The organism is Paenibacillus peoriae KCTC 3763 (assembly GCF_000236805.1).
Classification (GTDB): domain Bacteria; phylum Bacillota; class Bacilli; order Paenibacillales; family Paenibacillaceae; genus Paenibacillus; species Paenibacillus peoriae.
The window spans coordinates 64,661-90,073 of record NZ_AGFX01000009.1 but is presented as its reverse complement, the minus strand read 5'-3'; the positions used below and the strand labels follow the sequence as shown (position 1 = coordinate 90,073).

General features: G+C 42.4%; 21 protein-coding genes and 1 pseudogene. 7 read left to right on the top strand and 15 right to left on the bottom strand.

Translation table 11 applies throughout. From position 1 onward, the window contains the following. Positions 1-60 precede the first annotated feature (60 nt). Both KQI_RS0101465 and KQI_RS0101460 read left to right on the top strand, forming a co-directional pair. Positions 61-1,023, top strand: coding sequence for a helix-turn-helix transcriptional regulator (locus KQI_RS0101465; protein WP_010344906.1), 963 nt, complete (start codon positions 61-63; stop codon positions 1,021-1,023). A 109-nt stretch (positions 1,024-1,132) separates the two neighbouring features. Beyond that, positions 1,133-1,570 carry a nuclear transport factor 2 family protein gene (locus tag KQI_RS0101460; RefSeq protein WP_010344905.1) on the top strand — a complete coding sequence of 146 codons (438 nt, stop codon included), beginning with the start codon at positions 1,133-1,135 and terminating at the stop codon, positions 1,568-1,570. A 107-nt stretch (positions 1,571-1,677) separates the two neighbouring features. On the opposite strand, the gene ppsA is transcribed toward KQI_RS0101460, so the two are convergent. From ppsA to KQI_RS0101415, 8 genes and pseudogenes are all read right to left on the bottom strand, one after another. Next, positions 1,678-4,272 carry a phosphoenolpyruvate synthase gene (ppsA, locus tag KQI_RS0101455; protein ID WP_010344903.1) on the bottom strand — a complete coding sequence of 865 codons (2,595 nt, stop codon included), beginning with the start codon at positions 4,270-4,272 and terminating at the stop codon, positions 1,678-1,680. A 546-nt stretch (positions 4,273-4,818) separates the two neighbouring features. Continuing rightward, positions 4,819-5,470, bottom strand: a pseudogene (locus KQI_RS26560) (response regulator). After that, positions 5,467-6,690 (bottom strand): sensor histidine kinase, encoded by a 1,224-nt coding sequence (locus KQI_RS0101445; RefSeq protein WP_010344901.1) that lies wholly within the window; start codon positions 6,688-6,690, stop codon positions 5,467-5,469. Before KQI_RS0101445 ends, KQI_RS26560 begins: the two are co-directional and overlap by 4 nt. Positions 6,691-6,933: 243 nt before the next feature. Further along, entirely contained in the window at positions 6,934-8,349 is a 1,416-nt protein-coding gene (locus tag KQI_RS0101440; protein WP_010344900.1) for an MFS transporter, read from the bottom strand. 706 nt (positions 8,350-9,055) lie between these two features. Next, complete coding sequence (locus KQI_RS0101430; protein WP_010344899.1) at positions 9,056-10,315, bottom strand: cytochrome P450 family protein; 1,260 nt, start codon at positions 10,313-10,315, stop codon at positions 9,056-9,058. A 548-nt stretch (positions 10,316-10,863) separates the two neighbouring features. Continuing rightward, positions 10,864-11,904, bottom strand: a complete 1,041-nt coding sequence (locus KQI_RS0101425; RefSeq protein WP_010344898.1) for an NAD(P)-dependent alcohol dehydrogenase — start codon at positions 11,902-11,904, stop codon at positions 10,864-10,866. 667 nt (positions 11,905-12,571) lie between these two features. After that, positions 12,572-13,090 carry a spermidine/spermine N(1)-acetyltransferase gene (paiA, locus tag KQI_RS0101420; RefSeq protein WP_010344897.1) on the bottom strand — a complete coding sequence of 173 codons (519 nt, stop codon included), beginning with the start codon at positions 13,088-13,090 and terminating at the stop codon, positions 12,572-12,574. A gap of 26 nt (positions 13,091-13,116) precedes the next feature. Then, positions 13,117-13,569 (bottom strand): MarR family winged helix-turn-helix transcriptional regulator, encoded by a 453-nt coding sequence (locus KQI_RS0101415; protein ID WP_010344896.1) that lies wholly within the window; start codon positions 13,567-13,569, stop codon positions 13,117-13,119. A gap of 113 nt (positions 13,570-13,682) precedes the next feature. On the opposite strand from KQI_RS0101415, the gene KQI_RS0101410 reads away from it, so the two are divergent. Next, entirely contained in the window at positions 13,683-14,327 is a 645-nt protein-coding gene (locus KQI_RS0101410; protein ID WP_010344895.1) for a YczE/YyaS/YitT family protein, read from the top strand. 254 nt (positions 14,328-14,581) lie between these two features. Here the strand turns inward: KQI_RS0101410 and KQI_RS0101405 are convergent, their stop codons facing one another. Then, the gene (locus KQI_RS0101405) at positions 14,582-14,959 is read right to left on the bottom strand and encodes a MerR family transcriptional regulator (RefSeq protein WP_010344894.1); all 378 of its coding nucleotides are present in this window, start codon (positions 14,957-14,959) and stop codon (positions 14,582-14,584) included. A gap of 280 nt (positions 14,960-15,239) precedes the next feature. Here KQI_RS0101405 and KQI_RS0101400 point away from each other — a divergent pair, with 280 nt between their 5' ends. Further along, positions 15,240-15,998 (top strand): SDR family NAD(P)-dependent oxidoreductase, encoded by a 759-nt coding sequence (locus KQI_RS0101400; protein ID WP_010344892.1) that lies wholly within the window; start codon positions 15,240-15,242, stop codon positions 15,996-15,998. A gap of 247 nt (positions 15,999-16,245) precedes the next feature. Here the strand turns inward: KQI_RS0101400 and KQI_RS0101395 are convergent, their stop codons facing one another. The 3 genes from KQI_RS0101395 to KQI_RS27575 form a co-directional block, all read right to left on the bottom strand. Then, positions 16,246-16,902 carry an FMN-dependent NADH-azoreductase gene (locus KQI_RS0101395; RefSeq protein ID WP_010344891.1) on the bottom strand — a complete coding sequence of 219 codons (657 nt, stop codon included), beginning with the start codon at positions 16,900-16,902 and terminating at the stop codon, positions 16,246-16,248. A gap of 100 nt (positions 16,903-17,002) precedes the next feature. Beyond that, a complete protein-coding gene (locus KQI_RS0101390) occupies positions 17,003-17,542 on the bottom strand; it encodes an EVE domain-containing protein (RefSeq protein WP_010344890.1) in 540 nt (179 codons plus the stop codon). Positions 17,543-17,606: 64 nt separating this feature from the next. Next, a complete protein-coding gene (locus tag KQI_RS27575) occupies positions 17,607-17,846 on the bottom strand; it encodes a WCX domain-containing protein (protein ID WP_459213746.1) in 240 nt (79 codons plus the stop codon). Between the two features lie 266 nt (positions 17,847-18,112). On the opposite strand from KQI_RS27575, the gene KQI_RS0101380 reads away from it, so the two are divergent. Next, positions 18,113-19,417, top strand: coding sequence for a pectate lyase family protein (locus tag KQI_RS0101380; protein WP_010344888.1), 1,305 nt, complete (start codon positions 18,113-18,115; stop codon positions 19,415-19,417). Between the two features lie 285 nt (positions 19,418-19,702). On the opposite strand, the gene KQI_RS0101375 is transcribed toward KQI_RS0101380, so the two are convergent. Both KQI_RS0101375 and azlC read right to left on the bottom strand, forming a co-directional pair. Further along, complete coding sequence (locus KQI_RS0101375) at positions 19,703-20,035, bottom strand: branched-chain amino acid transporter permease (RefSeq protein ID WP_010344887.1); 333 nt, start codon at positions 20,033-20,035, stop codon at positions 19,703-19,705. Further along, positions 20,016-20,747 (bottom strand): azaleucine resistance protein AzlC, encoded by a 732-nt coding sequence (gene azlC, locus KQI_RS0101370; protein WP_010344886.1) that lies wholly within the window; start codon positions 20,745-20,747, stop codon positions 20,016-20,018. Before azlC ends, KQI_RS0101375 begins: the two co-directional genes overlap by 20 nt. A 106-nt stretch (positions 20,748-20,853) precedes the next feature. Between azlC and KQI_RS0101365 the strand changes: the two genes are divergently transcribed. Then, positions 20,854-22,245 (top strand): aminotransferase-like domain-containing protein, encoded by a 1,392-nt coding sequence (locus KQI_RS0101365; RefSeq protein ID WP_010344885.1) that lies wholly within the window; start codon positions 20,854-20,856, stop codon positions 22,243-22,245. A 149-nt stretch (positions 22,246-22,394) separates the two neighbouring features. Beyond that, the gene (locus tag KQI_RS0101360) at positions 22,395-22,943 is read left to right on the top strand and encodes a TetR/AcrR family transcriptional regulator (protein WP_010344884.1); all 549 of its coding nucleotides are present in this window, start codon (positions 22,395-22,397) and stop codon (positions 22,941-22,943) included. Positions 22,944-23,104: 161 nt separating this feature from the next. On the opposite strand, the gene KQI_RS0101355 is transcribed toward KQI_RS0101360, so the two are convergent. Next, on the bottom strand, positions 23,105-25,408 hold the full coding sequence (locus tag KQI_RS0101355; RefSeq protein WP_010344883.1) for a beta-L-arabinofuranosidase domain-containing protein: 2,304 nt from the start codon (positions 25,406-25,408) through the stop codon (positions 23,105-23,107). Positions 25,409-25,413: the final 5 nt, after the last annotated feature.

Sequence of the window (25,413 nt, the reverse complement as noted above, 5' to 3'; positions counted from 1 at the left end):
TTGATGGGTTTATAATAACCATAAATCATGTCAAAAAATGATACTGTTTAGGGGAGCCCGATGAAAAAAGTTGAACGGATTAATACCATCATGCGATATATCAACAACCGCGCACACTTTACCATTTCTGAAATCATGCGGGTATTTAACATCTCTCGTTCGACAGCTATTAGAGATATCAGAGAAATTGAAGCCATGGGCATACCGCTTGTCGCTGAAGTTGGGAGGGATGGGGGGTATTTTGTCATGAACAACTCTGTCCTGCCCACAGTCCGCTTTACCAATAATGAAATTAAAGCTCTTTTTATTGCCTTTATGGCCACAAGAAACCAACAACTCCCTTATCTAAAGAGTCGTCAGTCTTTAGCTGAAAAATTACTTGGCCTCATCTCGGAAAACCAGCAAGATGACCTTGTTCTCCTGAATCAAATATTGCTTTTTGAAGGGACCAATCCCCATAATCCCGATCTGCTTGATCTGTCAGACCTGCCGCATCCTATGTTAGAAAAACTCATCCAAATCCTTCTTCTGGACAGCTATTTATTGGTTTCCATCGAAGAAGAGAAGGAAATAAAGTCTTATCCCATTTATCTCTTGCATCTTTATCGTGAAAAAAGCTTATGGCAAATTGAAGGCTTTGACTTAGAGGAAGAAAAGAGACGGATTTTTCCTGCCGACAATCTCACCGATGTAGAACCCTACCCTGCGAAAAAAAGGGTAAGCAAGAAAAAGATTTTAGAACAACTAAGCAAGCAGAAAGAAGTCATCAACCTTGTCCTTGAACTTGGTCCAAAGGCGATTGCCCAGTTCAAAAAATACCATCCTTTAAAAGTTTCACTTTCCTATACAAATCCTTACCAAACCACGGCCATTCTAAAGACTTTTATCAATGTTCATCATTCAGAAGAATTAACCGAAATCATAAATTGGCTGCTTTTTCTGGGTGGAGATATCATGGTCAGAGAAGTGCCGGATGAAGTCTTGGAAGGTTTACAAGAGAGATTTAAATTATACTGCCCATAAAACTCTGATTTATAATGTATCTGTCTGCAGACAACAATTCAGCCTAAGTTTATCGGACGATGTGATCCTGCCAGGAACCCGAACTCTACAAAGGAGCGTGAATTCAAGAATGGACGACACAGGCAAGAAGAAGATTATTGAACACTTCCTCAGCCTTTATGGGCAGGGTCGATGGGGGGACCCTCAGAACACGGAGCCGTTGAATGCACTACTCGACATGCTCACCGATGATGTCGAGTGGTGGATGAGCGGACTTCCACACCCTGGGTTCGTCTCCAAGGATGAATTCCGATCGATGCTGGCCCCGCTGAACGACATTACTGACGGGCCACTTCAGATCGTCCCTACCGGTTGGACCATCCAAGGGGACCGTGTCGCAGTGGAGGCCTACTCAACGATGAAGTTGAAGAGTGGACTTCGCTATCAGAACCATTATCATTTTCTCTTTGAGCTCCGGGGCGATAAAATCGCCGTCTACCACGAGCATCACGACACGGCTCACGTTAACGACGTATTAGTCAATATCATGGGTGACGCCGAGAAATAAGCAACTTTTCTCTCCATCATTCTGAGCCCCCGCTTGCGGCAGGGGCTCATATAAGTGAAAACTTGCCGTATATTATGACAGAGGCTCTTGCATGACGTATTCAACGATTACAATATTTCAATGTGCCCTTCTGTTCCATTCACGCGAATTCGTTGCCCGTCTTTGATCAGCCTGGTGGCATTTTCCACTCCGACAACTGCTGGCAAGCCATATTCACGTGCGATAACGGCTCCATGGGTCATCAGTCCGCCAACTTCGGTGACTAGACCTTTTATGGATACAAATAATGGTGTCCAGCCAGGGTCAGTAAAGGAGGTGACTAATATATCTCCATCTTCCAGATCGGCATCTTCCATGTTTACAATGACACGCGCTCTTCCTTCTATCACTCCGGAAGAAACAGGTAGACCTACAATCGCATTAGTCGGCAAATTTTCTCGTTTGTACTCACCTACAATGATTTCACCATCAGACGTTATGACACGCGGGGGAGTTAGTTTTTCAAAAAAATTGTAATCCTCTTTTCGTTTGTTGATCATCTGATTATCAAGTTTATTGGTGCGTACGACTTCGTGAAGTTCTTCAAATGTGAGATAGTACATATCTTCTTTGTCATGGATAACGCCAGCTTGAACGAGTTGTTCGGCTTCTTTCAGTAAAGCCTGCTTATAAACGAAGTAGCGACTAACCATGCCGTATTTTGGATATTCCCGGTAGCCGATGAAATTCCGGATGAGGTCGATCATTCGTTTTGTTTCTTTGGCTTTTTGTTCACCATCCGGTAATTGCTTCAATCGATCTATTAACTCTTGTTCTTTTTCCAAAGCTTCCCGGCGCCCTTGCTCAAATCTTCGATGGCCGGCATTAGGCTCAAAGTTCTTGATGTTACCAAGAATCATGGGGATAAGTGTAATTGGTTTTTCACTCCAACGAGTTTTCGTAATATCGATTTCTCCGGCACATCGCATTCCGTATTTACTGAGATAATCATAGATAGCGTCTTGGGTTTCCCTTCCTCCATCAAACTTAACCAGTTCATCCAGAAAGTTATCTTCTTTTGCTTGCTGTAAATAATCGATCACTTCTGGATAAGGGCGAATCACATCCGCGACATTCAATAGCGCCAGACCCATTTCCGAAGTAATATTGCCCGGTACAGATTGAGAAAGAGTATCTGCTGCGTTTTTTTCGCCTAACCATTCGTTCATGTTTTCATTGATCCATGTGGAAGCATTTATAGCAGCCATAAACACAGCCGTACTTTGTGGGTCAAATAAGATCTTCTTTAATTGCTGGATATCTTCCAGAATAAAGTCAAACAAATCCGATCCCGATTTCGCTTGGATGTTTTGTTTTAACTCTTCTATCGATGTTTGACTACGCTTAATCAAATCAGAAACGATTGTCGGATCGTTCTCGAATTGTGCCAGCATATCTGTATTACTTCTGCCCAGAATCGGTGCTGTTTGATCATTTGGTAACAATTTTATAAAATCTCGCTCTATTATGGTCATGAGTGCGCCTTTTATGAGCGGATCAGATTCCAGGGTATTTAATAAAGCTTTCCGGCCGACAGGTGTAGCCAGCCTAGGTGCAACATCAACAAACAACCTCCCACCGGCTTTACGCATAGGAGCAGGAGTAATTAACAGGTAAAAAGACAATCCCAATGGTTTTATGGGATCTGTCATCATTTGTTGATGACCAACAGATAGATAGACGTGATTTTCTTGATCATTCGCTTCAGGGATCGGGTATAAAGTAGTGATCGGCCGACTCTGGACAATATAAAATGTATCATCAACCAAACACCATTCGATATCTTGTGGCTGGCCAAAATAAGCTTCGATCTGTCTTCCGATATATGCCAGCTGTAAAATTTGTTGCTCAGTGAGTGTTTGAGTCTTTTGCTGATCAGGATCGATCTGCTTTGTCTCTGTTCCGCCTTCTTTCCGTCCATAGATAGCCAATTTTTTGGTTGCGATCCTCTTCTCGACGATTTTCTCTTCCTGTACTTTATAACAATCGGCAGATACCAAGCCAGAGACCATTGCTTCTCCAAGTCCAAAACTGGCATCGATGGATAGCAATTTTCGGTTAGAAGTAATGGGATCAGCGGTAAATAAAATCCCTGAAGCCTGCGGGAAAACCATCCTTTGAACGATAACGGATAAATAAACTTGCCTGTGATCGAATCCATTTTGCATACGGTAGATTACCGCGCGATCCGTAAATAGGGAAGCCCAGCATTTACTGATATGCTGCAAAATTGCCTCTAGGCCAATGATATTCAAATAGGTGTCTTGTTGACCAGCAAAAGAGGCGTGTGGTAAATCTTCAGCAGTCGCGCTAGAACGAACTGCATAAGCATGTTCCTCGCCAAATTGGGAGAGATAGTGAGTAACTGCTTGCACGACATCGGAAGGACTTTCTACTTCCATAATGATTTGCCTGATCTTCCTACTGATTTCACCAATTTGCTCTCGATCTTCTGCTTTTAGCATTGCTAGTTGATCCAACAAATCATGATATGTTTCGTTTTGTTCGATGGCTTTTTGATATCCTACTGTTGTAACACAAAATCCTTGTGGTACTTGTATCCCTTGAATTTTTGATAATTCCCCTAAATTCAACCCTTTTCCGCCAACGGGCAAAAGCTGCGTTTTTTCTATTTCCTGAAAACCGAGAACCAAAGAACTCATTCAATATCTCTCCTAACCATTAAATTGAGAAAAAACATTTGACAAGAGTTTACCGGCATGGTACACTTAAATTGTAAAGTGGTATTTTTATGACCTCATAACTAGAGACGGTCGTAGGCTGATTATATCATCGTGTTTATTTATGTGCAATATCAAAGAACCTGAGAAAACTTCCCAGGTTCTTTTTTGATTTCCCGCTATCATTAGTCACATCAAAAACCATGGTGCGAGCCGAACTCCATCACTGCATAGTTCCCTAGCGGTCCTATGCAGCCTAAGGAAATCCTGAAGTTGCGTCGGGTTCTTAGTGGTGCTAAAACGAAGAAAGCAATCATGAAGTTCTTTATTATTTGTAATCGTATTCTGGTGAATTCCCCTTCCATCTGGATTGATTTCCTTATGCTTAAGAGCTATTGTTCGGTAGGAAACAGTTTTACCTTTTATACAAAATACTCATATGGTATTAATTACCTAAAGAATTAAGGACAAGCACCTCATGTACGATAGGATAAATCAAAATACCTATATTTTTGAGATTTCCTGTTGTTAAAGATGCAGAATGCCTCGTTCCAGAGACACGGCTACCGCTTCGGATCGGGAATCGACGCCGAGCTTGTTGTAAATATTCGTTAAATGCGCTTTCACAGTCCGTTCCGAAATCCCCATGTCAAACGCTATTTCTTTGCTCCTAAGCCCCCGTGCAACAGACTGTAGTATGATCCTTTCTTTCTCAGTCAGGATCGATGTGTCTTCATGCTGCTCGTGCTCAGGTTCTTTCTTGCTTACATTGGCAAAAACTCTGGCCGTAATTTCGGGTTGAAGAAGCGCCTCTCCTCTTAATGCAGATTCAATCGTCCGAAACAAATTTTCATGGCTGGTATCTTTTAATAAATATCCTTTGGCTCCCAAGGATAGCCCCTGAATCATTAAATCATCTTCGTTATAGGTGGTCAGGATAATAACGGGCGTTTCATTTCGCTTCTCTTTTAAAGCTTTCATCGTCTCTAGCTCGCTCATTTGGGGCATATATAGATCCATTAGGATTATATCTGGCTGAAGCTTCTCAACCAGAGCCAGTGCTGTTGCCCCTTCTTCCGCTTCACCAACCCACTTCGTAGCAGTCATTTGTCTCAATAACAAGCTTTAGCCCTTCTCTAACCACCCAATGATCATCCACGATTAATATTTTAAATTTCATGATGCGTCTCCTTTGGCAAGGGGTGCCTTCACTTGAATTGTTGTCCCTTCTTGAGCTGTGCTGCTAATCTGTATTGTTCCGCCGAGCAGACGCGCACGCTCGTGAATACCTATTAGTCCATAATGTCCTGTTTGGCTGGCCATGATATCCGGATTAAATCCTTTTCCATCATCGCGAATTTCTATCGAAATAATACCTTGGTTATCCCAAATGTTGATCCATACGTTTTTGGCATGCGAATGCTTGGCTACGTTTGTCAGACATTCACTTATAATGTGCAGTCCATGCTCAATCATTAGCCTGGATACCGAGGCTTTAATCTTGATGTCCAGTGCTGTTCGAATTCCCGTAGCCATCATAAAGTACTGTGCTTCTTCCCGGATTGCATCGGCAAAGTCAACTTCCGAGGCCGATTTTGAGCGCAGGTTGTCTATTGCACGACGGGAGTCAGCCAGCGTCTGGCGTGCTTGTGACATGGACTGCTGAACGATCTCATGAGCTCTCTGCGCGCTGCCTTTTGTCAGGTGTGCATCTATGGCTTCCAGTTGCATAATAAGCCCGGCAAGACCTTGGGCCAAGGTATCATGCAAATCCCGGGCCATGCGCTGCCGTTCGTTGGCTAACGTAAGCTCTTCCACTTTTTGATGTGCAAGCTCCAACTCAGCAAGAAAGTTTTGGGTGCGAATGCGCGCATTGACCTGCCTGTAGAAAAGATTGGCATAGGCAGCTACGACAATAGCTATAGGAATAAGCACTGAAATAAATAACACGGAGTTAGCGCTATCGTAACTCCATATCATGTAAGAACAAAATAGCAGATAGAGACTAAAAAACATCAATACAACTTTTTTCGCTTGATAATAAATGCCTATGCTTTGACCGATTAAAACAGGTGTTAATCCAACCAGCACAATCGGAAAGCTTTTAGGCAGAAGAAAGACGCTCGAAAAGATGATGGCTCCTTGAATAATAAAATAAAACCATGAGACATAGTGTAAAACTCTACGAACATGCCAGTGCATAAACACTTGCAGAATCATTATCAAAGAGAACAATATACTTTGAAGCGGAAGTGGAGTGGGTAAATTTTGGAACATCATTGCTTCTATATAGATCAAAAAGGTCCACATTATGATGGGGAATCTGGATGTATTAAGTCCTTCGCTATCGTTTAACTTTAAGTCTATATTCGGGTCTTGTTCACTGGATTCTTTGAACATAGTCCACACCTCTTCTATTCCTTGGACTTTATCAAAATGCTTGAAATGAAAAGTCATACATTTAATATGCCTAGACAAAACATTATTTATTTTACCAACATCTCCAAATGTGAATATAATTTATCTTTTTAGAAAATATGAAAAGAAACTGGCCTAGGATTCTTTTAAATAGAAAGAAACCCTTCTTTGGTAATATAGAAGTGTCGAGCAACCATTACCAGAAAGAAGGGTTTCTTTGTTTATTCAAATACTTTGGTCATCTCTCCTGCGTTCTGCCAGATCTTTCGCAATTTGCGTCTGTTTTTCCTCTGTTAGATCAAACCAGGCTACAGATGCTGTAAATAATAGAACAATAGCCGGAATAACTCCCACTAACAATTTTAGACCAAAGATGGTCTCGCTGCTTTGCTCTACACCTGGTACATACCCAGCCAAAGCCAGTCCTCCTGCAGTTAATGAACCTGCAATAGCTGTAGCTATAGTTTTCATGACACCTTGGATGGAACCCATGAATCCATTTACATTCATACCGGTCTTCCATTCGGTATAATCCATTGCAGCCGGCATCATTGTAGTCTGGGCTGGGGTAGAGAGTCCCATAAAGAAACCATCAATTGCCCTCAAAACCAGGAAAATGATCACGCCAGTAGAACTAGCGGGGACGAACATAATGGCAGCTGAAGTCACCACACTCATAACCACACTAGTAAGGATATTAGCTTTAATGCCAAATCGTTTCGTGATTGGAGCGGCTAACAGGGTACCTAAAATGGTTGGCACTAAACTGGTAATCCCTATAATCATCATAAGATTATCATTATGAAAGTAATATTTTAAATAATCGATCATGATTGCATCTCTAATGCCTTTTGATAAAGTTATCGCCCCAATATATACATATATAATAACAGCAGCTTTATTTGTAAATACAGCCAAGAACATCTCCTTCAGTGAAGGTCTCTTTTCTTCCTTTTTGGGTTTTGTAACATACCTTTCTTTTAAGGACTTTACTTGAAAAACGGATACCAATATACCAATAATAGCGATTGCTCCCATTAGCATTGAGAACCCTTTCGTGTCATTACCGCCCCCCAAAGCTTTATACAGAGGCTGAGCGCCTACCGAAATAACAATTGCGCCTATCATGATGAAGAAAAATCCAATCTGTCCCATTGATATCCGGTCATCTACCCTTTTTGTAATGGCAGGACCGGCTGCATTACCTGGTGCCTGTTGAAGTGCAGCAAATATGCTGTATAGCAGATAGGTTACAGACACATATACGATCTTACCCGTAGGACTTAGGTTAAAATCAGTAAAGACTAACCACCCCAAAATAGCAGTAGGCACCCCAAGTATCATAAACCATGGAACATATTTGCCCCAAGGGGTGCTCACCTTGTCTATAAAAACTCCAAACAATGGAACGATAACAGCGCTAATAATACGAGCAACCAGAAATAACCCAGCTACAAAGGTTGGACTGATTTTCATCATGTCCGTATAGAAAAAAAGCAAGAACATCGCAATCATTTGTGAATGGAGTGTTCCAATTCCCGCTCCGAGACCGGTGGCTACTTTCTCGCGAAAAGTGAGTTTTCTATCTTCTTCCTGAAAGATGGCAATAGATTGATTTTCAGTAACTTTTGTTGCTTGCATATATTTTCCCCCACATTTTATTAATTATCTTTTTTTACATTTATACTAGATACACTTCTTCTTCCTTTATTTTGTTGAAAGCAATGTAGGTGTCCCTCCGACAACCTGGCCGATCCCGTCGACAAGGGTAGAGATGGCAGATATCACCACAATGTCGGCTCCTTTCTTCACGTTAAGTACCGTGACGCTTCATCCATGACGAATCGAACACCTTTAATGTTATAGATTTCGAATGCTTGACACATCGTCCCAAAAGGCAAGGAGATACGGCTTTTTGGGCAAGACTTCGTACACTAACGGTCGTAAGGTTCCTTACATTTATGAAAAATTACATATGGAGATTGACGACTTCTGTGTGAAATCGGTCTCCGAACTTAATTTTAGAGCGATGAAATATGTATCATTTTGGAAATCAGGAACAATGAAGTCGGATTCAATCCAGAAGCCTTGACACCAAAGCTGAGCATTACAGGTTATAGGGAGGATTCTACTCCTCGGGGTAGATGGAAAGTGATCTATAGCGAAGGCGAATCAATGGTAAACGGGATAGCATTAGGAGCAATAGGCAGTTTGCTGAAGGGGATGAACAGAGGACCAAGGGGGGGGTATTCAACTAGACGAGGAGGCACCTACTCCACAAAGAGCAAGTGCCTCCTCATTTCCTTCAATACTAAAGTTTATTTTACCAATATATTCTTTCCCTCAGTTAAAAAGCGACGGGCAGGGACGCTAACCCTTGTGAGCTAAGCATGAAGTTCCAGGTGACGTTCTCCCGAGGAACGTTGAGTCGTAGATTGGGCATGCGTCTCAGCAGTGTGGTAAACGCAATGTCTGCTTCCACACGGGCCAGCGGCGCCCCTAAACACATATGGATGCCATATCCAAAGGCAAGATGTCGATTGATCTTGCGCGTAATATCCAGCTCTTCTGGGTCTGAAAACTGGCGCTCATCCCGATTTGCTGATTTTAATACGAGAATGACCATATCCCCTTTCTTGATCTGCTGACCTGCCAGCTCAATATCTTCAGTGGCAAAGCGCGGTCCCGCGATTGTGGACGGTCCATTAAAGCGCAGCAGTTCTTCAATAGCCGAAGGAACCAAACTAAGATCAGCTTTGAGCTTCTCCAGTTGGTCGGGCTGATCCAGCAACATCAAAGTGCCGGTGGAGACCAGATTCGAGGTTGTCTCATGTCCGGCAAAGATCAATAGCTTGATCATCGAGAGTAATTCTGCTTCACCGAGCCGATCCCCCTCTTCTTCTATAGCTACTAATTGGCTAATCAAATCATCAGCAGGATGTCGGCGCTTGTCGTTCACAAGTTGCACGATGTATTCACCGAAGGCTCGCAGATGCTCCTCAACTTCCGGTGCTTGCCTTCCCAATCCCAGACCGTGCGCGATCGCTGAAGACCAGGCATGAATCTTTGACCGGTCTGCTTGAGGTACCCCAAGCATTTCGCAAATAACGTTGATTGGCAAGGGATAAGCATAGTCCCTGACGAGGTCCATCTCGCCTTTTTCCTGTACCTGGTCGAGTAATTCATCTGCAATCTCCTGAACGCGAGGGCGTAAGCTTTCCATATATCTGGGAGTGAAAGCTTTGGACACCAATGTACGCAACCGTCGATGATCAGGCTCATCGATAGAATTGATCGACTCGGTAAGGAAGTTAGTGGAAGCGGATGGGCCAGTGTCGCCAGTTGGGTTTTGCTCGATGTTACTATTGCTATTAATATATCTCCGGTCTACAGTAAAACGGACATGGTCTTTAAGCACCTGCATTGCCTCTTCCATACGAGTGACCATCCATGTTTGCTGATCTGTTCCTCCCATCGGAAACGGGATAGGAATAACGGCTCCTGTTGCCCGTATCTTTGCGAATAACGGAAATGGGTTCTCGCCGCTTTCACCACTGAACACGCTTAATACTTCTTTCTCTGGTACCGGTTGATTTGAATCATTCATGATGTATCTTCCTTTCTTAGGGTGCCTTTTATGAAAGTTATCTATTTAATTTTCTATTTTTTCCATAAATCTTCTGATTCATCCACAATGCTTTTTGCGTCGATGTTCAATATTCTGATCTGTTGACTTTGGCTAATCGCCTCCTGTTCATCATGTATTTCTTTGACTTCTTTGATTTTATAGATTATGACCCCTCGTCACATCGTCCTAAAGGGCAAGGAGTTATTCCCTTTTAGGAATTACATACATAAATTTACAAATAAACAACCATCGGCTTTATCTTTTGTTGCTGATGCTGCTCGCTAGTTGATAACAAGCTGATATATTTGTTTATCTGTCGGAAAAGTGTTTGACAATAACTTGCCCGATAACAAAGAAAGCCGCCAAAATGGCGGCTTCTTAAGCGTATATATTGACCTTGGATCTATGCCCGCATGGGCCACCAATTCTCGAAGTCATAAAGTAGTGTCCCCTGGCGCGGTATGGACCGGTCTGCTTGCTGATAGGGCCAACCATTTAAAAATGGTTGGCCCTCTGCTCTTATATAATTACAAGGTTGACATATCAATAACGAATCGATACCTTACATCGTTGCGGAGTATACGTTCATGCGCTTCGTCCACTTGGTCGGCGCGAATAACCTCGATCTTAGGAGCAATACCGTTTTTAGCGGAGAAATCGAGCATCTCTTGTGTCTCCCGAATGCCACCGACGATCGATCCGGAAATACTTCGACGCTGCGTGATGAGTGAAAATACATGATATTCATCTGGTTGGCTTGAAACACCAAGATTAACTAATGTTCCATCTACGCGGAGCAATGATAAATACGCATCAACCTTTAGGTTTGCAGACACTGTGTTTAAGATGAGGTCGAAACGATTTGTGAGCTGGGTAAAGGTATCCGGGTCGCTTGTTGCGAAATAATGATCCGCGCCCATACTCAAAGCTTCATCCTTTTTACTCAAAGACTGACTCAAGACCGTTACTTCTGCACCTAGGGCATGCGCGAACTGAACTGCCACGTGACCAAGCCCTCCCATTCCAACAATAGCAACCTGCTTGCCGGGACCCGCGTTCCATTTTTTCAAAGGAGAATAGGTGGTGATACCGGCACATAATAGCGGGCTTGCCACATCCAATTCCAAAGCGTCAGGAATTCGGACTACGAACCTTTCTTTGACCACAATTTTCTGGCTATAGCCGCCATAAGTTGGAGTGCCATCGTAATCTATTGCATTATAAGTTGCTACATAGCCCTTCGTACAAAATTGTTCTTCGCCATTGAGGCAATATTCGCATTCCCCACAGGAGTTAACAAAGCAACCAACGCCAACGCGATCTCCAACGGTAAATTTCGTAACTTGCGGTCCAATTGCTGTAACGACACCGACAATTTCGTGACCGGGAACCATCGGGAATATACCTCCTCCCCATTCATCGTGTGCATAATGAATGTCGGAGTGGCAAATTCCAGAAAACTTAATGTCGATCAAGACATCATCCGGACGCAGTTCTCTCCGTTCAATAGTAGTCTTTTCAAATAACGCTTTTGGACTTGGGACACTTAGAACATGAGTTTTACACATGATTTCTTTTGCTCCTTCACTATTAAAAGATTAAATTCCGTATACTTATGCAGTACATAAGATCCTCTAGGCTCGTACTTCGCCCAGACCCAGTTTCAGCGACAAAACCGCAACTATATCCTCCAGATGAGGGTTTGCCATTCTTTGCCTGGCTTCGTCTATCTCTGTAACGTGCGGTCTTTTCATTCCTATGTCAGGTTAGCCGTTCTTTTGCAAGTGGACTCCATGGGCTAACATCGATTCCATCTTCGCGGCAAAGCGGAAGCATCTCCCTCTCCCTTTTCCCTCCTTTTGTTGAGATAATAAACATTAACCCAATAATGGATATATTAAATTAATGAACTCGCATTTATAATTATAAACAAGTACAGAAATCAAACAATTGTCAGATGAGTGCATTTTGTTTATTAATGAAACGATGTTTGAAATTTGTCTATTATCTTTCAGAAAGTCTGGTGACCTCCGATGTACAGAGTAGATCGAAGCTGCGTCTTTCCACTGCAAATGTAGTATGAATTAAGCAGCAATAAAAAAAGCCTGAGATTAATACTGCATACAGCAGTTTTTCTCCCAGACTTTTATCCCTCAGTAGCACAGTACGACGACTGTGAGTTTTCTCTCGGACCAGCCGATATTACATCGCGGAATCCTCGAAAACATTTTAAACTTATATCATTGTTTTGGTCATTATGAAATCAATTTGTTCTTCATCACCCATATAAAAAGAGTGTGCTCCAGTTCGAACAAACCCCATTTTCTTATAAAAACCAATAGCGTTCTCATTGTTTTCCCATACGCCAAGCCAGATTTTCTTTTTATTATGTTCCATCGCCATTTCCATAGCTTTATTTAGCAGATATTTACCAAGCCCATGTTTTTGAAATTTGTTCTTTATATAAATCCTCTCAATTTCGAGTGACTCATCACCCATGTTTTCGGATTGGGCATCATTCATATTTACCTTTAAATATCCAGCAGGTTCTTCATTAAAATAGATGAAAAAGATTTCTGAAGAGACGTTGGACAATTCCTCCTCTAACTGTTTAGCGTTAAATGCTCTTTCCAGATAGGCTTTCATATTTTCAGGTGAATTCTGATCTTTAAAAGTATCGTTGAATGTTTCAATACTTATTTCTTGGAGTATTTGTAAATCTTCACGGCCGCACTTTATTATTTTTACAGTCAATTTAATGTATCGCTCCTTCATATAAATCAATAATTTCTTTTGTTTCCCTTTTTTACAAATTCCCAGTCACTCCCTATATTTTCTCTTATTCTTTGAAGAAGATTGAAAATGGTTTCTACTTCTCTTTCCGAAAATCCCTCTAATGCCACGTTATTGGAATGATCATTTTCTCTTTTTATAAAAGGATAAACATTGTTCCCTTTCTCTGTTGGAAATAGTTTTTTAATTTTTTTGTTATGATTATCCTCCTTCTTTTCAATAAAGCCATTAATTTCAAGCTTTTTTATAGCACGAGATGCAGTTGTTCGATCTACTTTTATCATCTCAGCTAACTTCTCTTGAATGATTCCTGGGTTTTCACATATTCGCACAAGGTACAAATACTGCCCTTTTGTAAGGTCATATTCTTTAAATTCTATATTACTTATAGAGTCTAATGCCCTTGCTATCATTCCAATTTCACGAAGTACTTCCTTCATAATTAACTCCTTTGCAGCCATTTTGTTGCAAATGCAATAAAAATACTATATATTAAATTTACCCTAATTTTGTTGCGTTTGCAACATAAAATATGATAAAGAGGTCGAGTAAAGTGAAATATGTTTTTTTTATATTAGGAATTTTTATATTATCCCTTGGTATTTCGCTCACTATACAATCAGACCTTGGGACTTCACCTTTTGATGCACTTTTGGTTGGACTGTCCATAAATGTGGGACTTACTGTGGGAAGCTGGGAAATAATAATAGCTATAATATTGATATGTTGTAATTCACTTTTAAAAAGACAAAGACCAGAAGTTTTGGGGTTATTAACAGCATTTATAACGGGTATTGGTATTGATATGTGGCTTTTTTTATTGCACAATTTGATAACACCTGAACTATGGTACAGCAAAGTTGTTTGTTTTGGAATTGGTTTAGTTGTTGTAGGATTAGGAACTGCAACATATTTACAGACAAATTTTGCACCCATTCCAGTCGATCGATTAACAATAATCATACAAGAATTAACTAGAACAAATCTATTTTTTTCGAGAACATTCATCTACCTCATATTCTTGATAATAGCAGTGATTTTAAATGGACCCATTGGCGTTGGAACTTTGTTAACCGTTTGTTTAGGGGGACTAATACTCAATTGCTTTATGCCATTTACTGAAAAAGTACTAGACCGCATATTAACACACTCTGCTACATCACCAAATCATGAGAAAGATAAAAAGCATTCTATATAAAATGCTTTTATCTTTCTTGTTCAACTAACCTGATCCATTAGTTGACCTATCACAGAAGCTTGATGGTCATGTTTCTTTGTTTCGATCTGATCCTGAAGCAGCCAAGACACGCATTAGAAAACTACGAACAGTCATTCCTCCCCATGTAACCTATTAAGCACGTTTGCTGTAAGATTCTTCGTCATGGTTGTTGGAGGAAGCAGATTCTCTCAAACCAAACTGTTGAAAGTGGTGTATTAGAACAGCCGCAAAAATCAAAGATCCAGATAGTTTTTCTTTAGATATTTTGCATCATAAAAGGAAATTTTTTGGGTGATTCGTTCGAGATATGAATGCGTCTCTGCAATTTGCTTCTCTACTTTTTCTTTGTGCCGAGCAAGAAACTCTCTCCTTTCCACCAACTTTTCTTCCCCATCCACAATCATATTCAGATAGCTTTTTATATCCTCAATAGTCATTCCTGTATTTTTTAGAGCAAGAACAAACTTTAACCAAGTCACTTGCTCTTCTGTGTAAATTCTTCGCCCACCTTCATTACGCTCAATATTAAAGAGAATTCCTTCTTTTTCATAAAAACGGAGGGTTGACGCATTTATACCGGCTATTGACTCAACTTCTCCAATTGTATACATTTTTTCACCTCAACTTAAAGTTAACTTCAAGTATGTATTATCATAACTCACACCAAAATAGTTGTCTATCGGTTTGGGAAATGGGGAGATTAAAACAGGTGAGACTAAACGGCCCAATTTATGGGTACTTTTCTTCACGTGATACCGGTAATTGTTGACCGAAATCAAGCTTATACATTTTGCTTGACTTAAACTTAACTTTAAGTTGTAAACTTTTGAATTGTAATATCAAGCAGGTAGTTAGATTGTCTGGTAATCCAAACAAAGGAGAGAATACACGATGACCAACACAAAGATTGCAATTGTTACAGGTGGAAGCCGCGGTATGGGACGAAGCACAGTTTTAAGCCTTGCAAGTCGCGGCGTTGATTCGATTTTCACATACCATTACAATCAGGGAGAAGCTGAAAAAGTAGTCTCTTTAGCACGCGATATGGGTCGCAAGGCCATTGCTTTGCAGTTAGATACCGGTAAAGTCAGTACATTTGACTCCTTTGTACAAAACGTAGTCAACGCACTCAAAGAACTGGGAGCCGACCGATTCAATTACCTCGTAAATAACGCTGGCACCTCGCATCGCAATGCATTCGAGAAGACGACTGAGGAAGAACTGGACAAGCTTTACGAAGTTCACTTCAAAGGAGTGTTCTTTCTCACACAGAAGCTCCTACCGCTTATCCATGATGGCGGCCGAATTGTGAACATCTCCTCAGGTCTTACGCGCTTTACTATTCCAGAAAGCGGTGCCTACGCATCCATGAAAGGTGCGATCGAGATCCTCACTCGCTATATGGCGAAAGAGCTGGGAACGCGCGGAATCGCTGTCAACACCATTGCCCCTGGAGCCATAGCTACTGATTTCAGCGGCGGCGCGCTCCGCGATAATCCTGAGGTGAACAAATATGTGGCTTCAACAACGGCTCTCGGTCGTGTCGGTCAACCCGACGATGTTGGAGAGGCTATCGCTTCGTTGCTTTCCAACGAGAATCGCTGGATCAATGCCCAGCGCATAGAGGTCTCGGGCGGACAGTCACTCTAACTGCAAATTCAAGGACGTCGTCATAGCAGGGGAGATTCAAATGTCCTCCAAAAAAGTCTGGTTCGTTCACTTGCTGAACCTCGCCTGTTCCTTGGCAGCCAGGACAAGCGCCGGAGGAGGTTAAATGCGAAGCCTTCGGCACCCAAGGCAGCGAATCGGGTATCACAAATAGGACATGATAGTGCAATGAATCTGCAGCCTTATCCTGTTAGAAAGGCCACAGATTCATTGCAATCAAAATCATGAATTAAAATTGTTTTGCAGCTTCTCTTGCTTTCGCGATAGCCTCTTCCTTAATGGCTTCAGCTCGATCAGGCATTTCGGCCATTCCCTCAATGAAAATGCTCTGGACATCAGTGACTCCGATGAACTGCATGATTGTGCGTAAGTAACTGTTCCCACACTCCAAGGACGAGGCAGGACCTTCTGAGTAGACTCCGCCGCTAGCTTGGATATGAATCGCCTTCTTGCCAGTTAGAAGTCCCACAGGGCCGGTCTCCGTATAACGGTATGTCTTGCCTGGGATAACTAAGCAATTCGTATAATTAAGCAACACATGCGGAATCGTGAGGTTCCACATCGGCGAAGCAAAGATATATTTATCCGCTGCAATGAATTGATCACAGAGTTCATCTATCTGGGCAAGCTTTATTCGCTCGGCATCAGACAGCAACTGGTCGAACGGAGTGTTGGAGTCAGCTTTTCTCCATTGAAATAGTTTATATCTTGCGTTAAGTATATCGGCATCTACTGGCGGAACATCCATTTGGAACAAGTCGAGATGGATGACTTCTTCCTCTGGGTGCGCTTCACGATAGGTATCGATAAACTCCTTACCGACAGTCAAGCTGTACGAAGCATGTTGAGCAAGTGGATGAGCAGTAATATATAACACGGTTTTCAAAATGATTACCTCCCAATATTAAAAATGTTTCTCAGTTTTCGCGAAGCATAGAAGTATAAATGAGAGAATAATTTCCTCACAACATCCAAGCGGAAATACTTCACCAATTGAATTCTAATTGTTTATAAAAGATCAGTGATTCTTCTTTAACAGTTTCTTCATAGCTACTCCCCAACATCTCATTCGCTATAGTTAGAAAGTCCTTCCGATTAATTTCGAATTGCCCGAAGCGAAATGGATATCCCCAATTCTGCTCCATTCTGGTGAACGTCAACTTGTCTAACAGACCGGCGATTTTTACGATCCTGCAAGGCAAATAACTCATATTCCGACGATGTGGAATAAAATCGTCGCTTATTTTATATCGATAGACAACATTGTCTATGGCCCAGCCAATCGCTGTAAATGCTTGTAGGGTCTCCCCTCCCTTCATTTCTGTGCGTGGTGAGTAATAGATGAGCCAGTCCCCTGATCGCATTCTTCGGAGTGAACCAGCTTTACCATGGCAAGTCTGTGCAATCCCCTCATCCACTGCATAGCTGACGTGGGATGCAGAAACTACGCCGATCCAATAACGCTCTTGATTAGAACACGTTATATCTTTCTCAAAGAGTGCAGCATCAGGTGCCCCGTCGATCATTTTCTTGACCTCCTCCCTCATTTTGCCTACCTAAATATATAAGAACGCTACTGACAACAGTATGTCAGTAGCGTTCTATCATCTTTTGAATTTCTTCTTTCACACGTTTCTTGAATGATTCTGGTTCGACGATAACAACATCTGCACCCCAGCCAAGTATCCATTGTAGTAATTCTTCAGGTTGGCGGACACGGAAATTGACATAGAAGCCATTAGAAAGTAATTCAGCATCTTCCATGTAGTAGTTATTCGCTTCTTTCACTTTATCAGCAATGTTGGCATTAAAAAGTGCGCGAACTCGGATATTACGATCATCTGGCGGTCGATAGTTGTGAAGGTCAAAGCCAATCGGGATTTCAAATTTCTCATCCGTACTACTGACATCTATATGTCAGTGGTGCTCTATGTTGTTTTAAACTCAAAGGTGAATGCATAAAACTCAAAATCGACACAATAGTGGCTAATTCACAATTTTTTTCTCTAAAATAGTTGGAACTACTCTCAGAAAAAGTTATATTAGGATATATATATACTATATTTAACATGGAAAACAAAGGAGGAATATTCTAGATGGATGTACGAAGATGTTTGCAGCAAGGATGGAAAGCGGGCTTATGTATGTTGTTGTTGTGGGTATGGATGATGGGGTCTGTAACAGCTGGTCAAGCTGGAGCCCAGCCGGTGTTTCCGGGAGCCGTGGGATACGGGACTGACACTCCAGCAGGCCGGGGCGGGAAGATAATCAAGGTGACCAATCTGAACAATGACGGCCCAGGCTCATTTCGTGCGGCATTAAAAACCAAAGGACCGCGGATTATTGTATTTGAAGTCGGTGGTGTCATCAATCTAAAAAAGGAACGTCTTGATCTGAAAGAGCCCTACGTGACCATCGCAGGCCAGACGGCCCCCTCCCCTGGCATTACATTCATCCAGGGAGGTTTGCAAATCAGAACGCATGATGTGTTGATGCAGCATGTCCGGTTTCGGATGGGCGACGGCGGCAGCACTCCAGGTGCAGGCTTTGAGCCAGATGTGTCCACTTACGGAGCCTCCGCTTATAACATTGTCATTGACCATTGCTCTTTTGCCTGGGGAGTAGATGAGAACATGTCCTTCTCAGGTCCTCGTACCAGTGGAACCAAGGCAACTACCCACCGTGTAACACTCAGCAATAGTATTATCGCCGAGGGCCTGTATAATTCCGTTCATGAGAAGGGTCCCCATTCCATGGGCACGCTCGTTCATGATTACGTCCAGGATGTGGCAGTCATCGGAAATCTTTATGCTCATAACATGGAACGTAATCCATGGTTCAAAGCTTTCACGACGGGTGTAATTGCTAACAATGTCATTTATAATCCGGGAAAATGGGCTATTCGGCTCGGATTCGTAGAGAGGGAATGGGCGGATACGGGGATCAATCCGGAAGGCCCTAAAGTCAGTATCGTCGGGAATTACATGCGGCATGGAGTAGATACGATTAATGGGTTAGGAATTGTCGGAACGAACAGTAAAAGCGGCTGGGCTTATCTCAAAGATAATCTTGCTTATGACCGTAATGGCAAGTCAGTCCCGCTGACTTTTGGCGGAATCAAGGAACTTGACAATCCACCTGTTTGGGTTGAAGGACTTAAAGCACTAGCTGCCTCGGAAGTAGTAAAGGAAGTCACTGAGCATGCAGGAGCAAGGCCGAAGGACCGGGATGCAACAGATCAACGAATTATCTCCGATTTTCTGGCTGGTCGAGGAAAGATAATTGATAGTCAGGATGACGTAGGAGGATACCCGGATGTTCTAGCGACCTACCGTGCTTTAAATGTACCTGACCACAGTATCGATGAATGGTTGTATCAATTTTCAGGTGAGTTGGAGTAGTCTAGCATTTCGCTAACCGTAGCTCTCTAAATCGGTACATCTGTTGTGTACTCGCTTCAATGTCATCGATGTTCGATGCCACGCCACATTAGAGTTCGTGAGCGAACAGATAAGCTGGTAAACAACAAAAGGCTACTTGCTTTTTTAAAAAGGAGCAAGCAGCCTTTTTCATTTTTTTTAACAAAGGTAATCAACGGGTAAGTTTAAAATACACATGAGAGTTGATCTCGGCCATTGGTCCTGCTCCTTGGAAGACACAAGTTATTTTAGAAATAATAGATGCTTTTAGAGTACAAATTGGACCAGGAACATATAGAGCAGTGTACCGCCAGCAATGGATATCAACATGTTTCTTCGCCAGAGATGGAGCATAATAATGACGACAATGGAAATCAATTCGGGCACACCATGAGACCCAGAGAAAAAAGTAACATCCTTAACGCTGTAAATGACCAGTAGTCCTAAAGCTGCCGAGGGAAGCACTTTGCCGAGATACTGCACATATTTGGGTGTGGGACGCCCCGAAGGGAACAAAATAAATGGAATGAATCGGGTCATCATCGTTCCCAAGACGACCATCCCTATAGTTATGATGTTCTCAAGCAAAGTCTTGGACATCATGTTTCTCACCTGTCTTTCTATCTAGTGATTTTCTCATTAAGGAGAGCACGATGAGAAGACCGATCATGGATGGAACGATGAAATTTTCGCTGTTAAAAATAAGCAGGCAAAGGATCGATATTCCCAAACCCAACAATGCACTGTGATGTGTACTCTCTTTCATCCATTGTTCAATAAAGATCACAACAAAAAGCGCCGTCATCACAAACTCAAGCCCCTCCATATTAATGCGCACCAGTGATCCGAAAATTCCACCAATGGCAGCGCCAAGTACCCAGTAGCTGTGATTAAGCAGGGTTACAAAAAACATGTACCATCCCTTATCCACTTCTTTGGGGATGTTTGCCGTGTAATTAATTGAAAACGATTCATCACATAGTCCGAAAATCAGATAAAACTTTTTGAATCCGGTGCCTCTATATTTTTCAAGCATGGATATGCCATAAAATAAATGGCGGGCGTTCACCATTAAGGTCATTAGCAGGGCATCTAGTGGATTGAACGGACCGAGCAGTAAATGCACTGCAACAAATTCCATTGATCCGGCAAAAATAAATAGGGCCATAAGGATCGCATACCCCGCACCAAAGCCAGATATATTCATAAGAATGCCGTAGGCAATCCCTAGAAACAAGAATCCAGCCAGTATGGGGAGTGTGGGAGGGAAAGCTGATTTAAAGGCCAATTGAAGCTTACTTCTGTGTATCATGGTTGCTACATCTCCTTGACAAGATTACTTTCTTTGTTAGTTTAGCGATGTGAATCCATACAATCAATGGTACAATTGTATGGACTACAATATTGTGAGGTGTACTATGCCATTTAATTCGTTTGAACATTATCCGATGTCGTGGAAACCTGACAAGGATAGATTGCAACGACCGCTTTATCGCTCTCTCGCCCTATTGCTGGAACATGACATCAGACACGGATTTTTGGCTCCGGGTACAAAACTTCCCCCTCAGCGGGAGCTGGCCGACTTTTTGGATGTGAACTTCACAACGATTACACGCGCATACAAGCTTTGCGAACTTAAAGGTTTAATTCATGGCGTGACCGGAAGCGGTACCTTTGTTTCAGCCAACGCGGCTCGGTCGGTCACCATTTCAAAAGATCCATCTTCAAATGTATATATTGATCTTGGCTTTGTTGCCTCATTTGAGCAAACCAATGATCTGGTTGCTGAGACCGTAAAAAGCGTAGTGGAGAAAAGTTATCTGGAGCAGCTATTAAATTACAATGATCCTGCAGGTATTCCGCATCAGAAACTGGCTGCACTCAATTGGATGAAGGCTTTTGGCATCCAGGCCGATACTGAACATATGGCCATCGTTTCGGGAGCGCAAAATGCATTAGCTATTACACTCTTTGCACTGTTTGAACCCGGGGATCGAATTGCGGTTGATCTGTATACATATGCCAATTTTATTGAAGTCTCCAAAATGTTTCGTATCAAACTAGTCCCTGTCCTCAGTGATGAGTGTGGTATGTTACCCGAAGCTTTGGAAGATCAATGTTCTCAATCGAATTTACATGGTGTGTTTTTGATGCCTTCCTGCGCTAATCCCACGACCATTATAATTCCGGAAAAGCGAAAAAAAGAATTAGCTCAGGTCATTCAAAAACATCGTTTGATCCTGATTGAAGACGATATTCATGCCTTTTTGTCAGCGGGCATTATAGATCATTATGGTCAGCCGATGTATCAGCTGCTCCCTGAACAAACGGTTTATATTTGTAGCACCGCCAAATCCATCTGCTCAGGTCTTCGAGTGGCCTATATCGTGTTTAACGAAGCATTCAAAGACACAATGATGAAGGCCATATACAATGTCAACGTCAAGACATCCTCTTTGGACGCAGAGATCATAACCGAGCTGATTTTGTCAGGAAAAGCGAATACGATTGTTGCAGAGAAAAAACAGCTGGCCGAGACGGCCAACCAGTTATTTGCTGAATTCTTCCCAAATACTCTCCACAGGGGACATCCACTGAGTTTTTATCGATGGATTCCTTTACCAAAAGTTATGCATGAAACTTATTCTGAAGGCTTTTTCCTGGAAAAAGGGATTCGTGTATTTCATTCCAATCGCTTTCTGAGCGGGGGGAATGCGGAAGAGAACTATCTAAGAATAGCCCTTTCATCCACTAGTTCTTTAGAGGAATTAAGAAGAGGATTGGAGATTTTAAGGCAGAGCCTCGAATGAATGGATATCTATATTGATGCATTACTGGACATCTGTATATAATTATAAATGAGTACACATTACAAGCAATTGTCAATTCTAATGGATTTGTCAATTGGTGAACTAATACTGTAAATTTGTTAATTATTAAAGAAAGTCCGGTGAGCAAAATGTCTAAAGTCGATAGAAGAATACTTAAAACACAGGAAGCGTTAAAAACAGCAGTCATTGAACTGATGGCTGAGAAAAATTTTGATGATATTACAATCCAGGATCTCTCGGACAGAGCTAATGTCAGCCGTGGAACGATCTATCTGCATTATATGGATAAATACGATTTGCTGGACAAACTGATAGAGACGCACATTAATGAACTTCGTAAAAGATGCAAAGCTCCGGCTGAAGTGGATTTTGTAAAGGGCTCTCTAATTTGGACGGAATACTTTGAAAGTAATTACTCATTCTTCTCTTTGATGCTGGCGAGTAAAGGGGCTCCGTTTTTCCGCAATCGGTTCCTGGAATTTCTTGTAGGAGAGTTTCAAAATGAAGTTGATAATACCCAAGGAAGAAACTTTGAATTAAATAAAGATCTTGTCGTTCAATTTCTGGCATCTTCGTATGTAGGAGTGGTCGAATGGTGGTTTACCAATGAAAGACCTGTAACCCATCAAGTATTAGCGGAACAATTGGGGACACTATTAGAAAGAATATGTGAATAGCTCTCCATCAACGATTCCCTAATTTCCATAGTTCGCTCCTTTTTTAGATAGACATCTAATCGGTTATAAAAATTCTTGTTCACAGCTCGGGGTAAGAACTTATATCGTTAAAACAAAAAAGCCGCCAATATGGCGACTTCTTATGCGTATATGTTAGGTAATCAGCGGCTAAGTTTAAAATACACATGATAACTTTGATCCTGAATTTGGTACAGGGGAACAAACTTGATGCTATCCAAAACAAATGTCAAAGGACTATCCTTTTGTTGAATGATTTGTTTCAGAAATTCTTGTTCACTGTATGTCCAGGAGATATAATCCTGTTCTCCGCTTATTGCCGCCAGTACATAGGGTCCATAAGCGAGACTTTTAAGGGTGTGGTCATCGGGAGCGTCAGCCAGTCTCAAGGAGCAGGGCAGCGTCAGCTCGATTTCATCCTTTTTCCATACTTTGCGCAGCTTTAAATATCCGTCTTCATACTCCAGATCGCGACAAGGCTCTCCGTTTATCTTTACTTGAACAGGCTCTGATATCCAATCGGGAATTCTGAACATAAGGGTCGTTTCGGGAACGCCCTCAATATAAAAGCGGACCGTCTCCAAGCCGTCACTATCCCGCTTCTGCACCAGACTCAGCCCCTGATCGCTCCAATCCAGTCGAGAGGGAATATATAAGTTCACATACAGCCTGTCTTCATCATGAAAATAGATGGCTTCCTGGTATTTAAAATGATTTTCCAGACCGGTTCCATGACAGCAGGTATTTTCATGTGTATCGAATTTCTTGATAGATCCAGGTGCCAGTGGCATAAAGTAGGTGCTGCCCCCCTCCGCTTTTTGGCTATTCTCTGAGGCAAGAATATGGTTATAAAGCGCCTTCTCATAATAATCCATATACGTTTTGCGCGGGTTAAACTGAAAAAGCTCTTTGGTCAGCTTCAACATATTATAGCTCGCACAGGTTTCTGCCGTTTTATCGGTGAGAAAACCAGCAATGGCGTCCGGCTCTCTGAACATTTCCGTCTCTCCGGTGCCCCCGATAGGATAAATATGACTTTGTGTCACCATCGTCCAGAAGTTCTCTGCGATATTGAAATAAGCCTCATCCCCCGCAACCTCAAACAGCTTCAAGGCCCCAATCACCTGCGGAATGTGCTGATTGGCATGCGTATTTCCCAGCGTGTCCACATTCTCCTTCATCGGAAGGAACAGCTTTTCATTGTCAAAATATTTCGCTGTCATCAAATAATTTTTATTGCCGGTGATCGCATATAATTTGGCCAATACCTCATTCATACCCCCAAATTCCCCGGCGATATACAATGACCACATTTTATGAAGCTGCTCTCTCGGAAGCCGGCCTAGTCGGTTGTGAAGCCAATGACCCAGCTTATCGCAAATATCCAAAGCTTCCCTCTGGCCCGCAAGCTGGTAGCAATCTAGCAGACCGGCCATAATCTTGTGCAACGTATAGTAAGGAGCCCATATTTCCGGATAAGTTGTGTACTGCTCCAGAAGATTAAACTGTTCTTCCGAATACGCGCTCAGGAACCCCCGGCCATAGCCCGCCTGTTCCGACAGGGCTGTTTGGCATTTGCCCAATTCTACAACCATGTATTGAATTTTCCCCAGTAGCGCAGAATCCTCCGTGGCATTATAAGCAAGCGCCAGCGCAGAAAGATAGTGTCCAGTGGTATGCCCCTTCAGATTGCATTCTGGAGCGTCCCACCCCGTCATTGGCTGTGCTCCTTTGGTGTCGATGGCGGCTGCCTCTCTAAAATTATACAGCATCTGGTCATCATTCACTGACCGTACAAACTGCAGGAAACGGTTCATAGCTGCTTCAAATTCACTTTCTCTTTCCAGGCTTACCTTTTGGCCCTTAAATTCCTTCACCCGCTTGGCGTGATCCGTTGTTTCCTCAACCTTATCCACCACTTGAATGGTGACTAAAGCCTTCAAAGCACTTTCTTCCACTTTACCGTGGAGTGAAAAAAATCCTGATTGCCGATAAGCCTCCTCTTTGAGCGGGTCCCAGCAAACCTGGCTTACTGTATAGCTTCCGGTATCATTTTTTACAATGACGACGGTTGGCAGTTCCGGCTGTTCCCCAACTTGCGTGCGCACGGTCAGTGGGTTTACCGCAACGATCTTTGCTTTATATTCTTCCTGGAGAACCGTTGCTTCAAATGTCTTGCGGGTTACCTCTCCTTCATATGTCAACGTTGCGACAAGAACAACTTTCCGGTTCCCCACCCCAAAGGTAGGTCTGGTAACCTTGCCTGTATGACTTATAAATAGAGTCTCTTTCGATTCCCATTGAACGGAAGAACCATACTTCCCCTTCAGCGGAAGCTTCAAATCGGCTTCTACCGTATTTAAGTTTCCCAAATAAATCGCATTGCCGTCCAGTTCCGTTAATTCTTTCGCGGTTGCCGAACCGACGGCGTTTTTCCCCACTTCCATCTCCC

Coding starts and splice junctions, on each gene's coding strand:
- KQI_RS0101465 (WP_010344906.1), top strand. CDS start 61: ATGAAAAAAGTTGAACGGATTAATACCATCATGCGATATATCAACAAC.
- KQI_RS0101460 (WP_010344905.1), top strand. CDS start 1,133: ATGGACGACACAGGCAAGAAGAAGATTATTGAACACTTCCTCAGCCTT.
- ppsA (WP_010344903.1), bottom strand. CDS start 4,272: ATGAGTTCTTTGGTTCTCGGTTTTCAGGAAATAGAAAAAACGCAGCTT.
- KQI_RS0101445 (WP_010344901.1), bottom strand. CDS start 6,690: ATGTTCAAAGAATCCAGTGAACAAGACCCGAATATAGACTTAAAGTTA.
- KQI_RS0101440 (WP_010344900.1), bottom strand. CDS start 8,349: ATGCAAGCAACAAAAGTTACTGAAAATCAATCTATTGCCATCTTTCAG.
- KQI_RS0101430 (WP_010344899.1), bottom strand. CDS start 10,315: ATGAATGATTCAAATCAACCGGTACCAGAGAAAGAAGTATTAAGCGTG.
- KQI_RS0101425 (WP_010344898.1), bottom strand. CDS start 11,904: ATGTGTAAAACTCATGTTCTAAGTGTCCCAAGTCCAAAAGCGTTATTT.
- KQI_RS0101415 (WP_010344896.1), bottom strand. CDS start 13,569: ATGAAGGAAGTACTTCGTGAAATTGGAATGATAGCAAGGGCATTAGAC.
- KQI_RS0101405 (WP_010344894.1), bottom strand. CDS start 14,959: ATGTATACAATTGGAGAAGTTGAGTCAATAGCCGGTATAAATGCGTCA.
- KQI_RS0101400 (WP_010344892.1), top strand. CDS start 15,240: ATGACCAACACAAAGATTGCAATTGTTACAGGTGGAAGCCGCGGTATG.
- KQI_RS0101390 (WP_010344890.1), bottom strand. CDS start 17,542: ATGATCGACGGGGCACCTGATGCTGCACTCTTTGAGAAAGATATAACG.
- KQI_RS0101380 (WP_010344888.1), top strand. CDS start 18,113: ATGGATGTACGAAGATGTTTGCAGCAAGGATGGAAAGCGGGCTTATGT.
- KQI_RS0101375 (WP_010344887.1), bottom strand. CDS start 20,035: ATGTCCAAGACTTTGCTTGAGAACATCATAACTATAGGGATGGTCGTC.
- azlC (WP_010344886.1), bottom strand. CDS start 20,747: ATGATACACAGAAGTAAGCTTCAATTGGCCTTTAAATCAGCTTTCCCT.
- KQI_RS0101365 (WP_010344885.1), top strand. CDS start 20,854: ATGCCATTTAATTCGTTTGAACATTATCCGATGTCGTGGAAACCTGAC.
- KQI_RS0101360 (WP_010344884.1), top strand. CDS start 22,395: ATGTCTAAAGTCGATAGAAGAATACTTAAAACACAGGAAGCGTTAAAA.
- KQI_RS0101355 (WP_010344883.1), bottom strand. CDS start 25,408: ATGGAAGTGGGGAAAAACGCCGTCGGTTCGGCAACCGCGAAAGAATTA.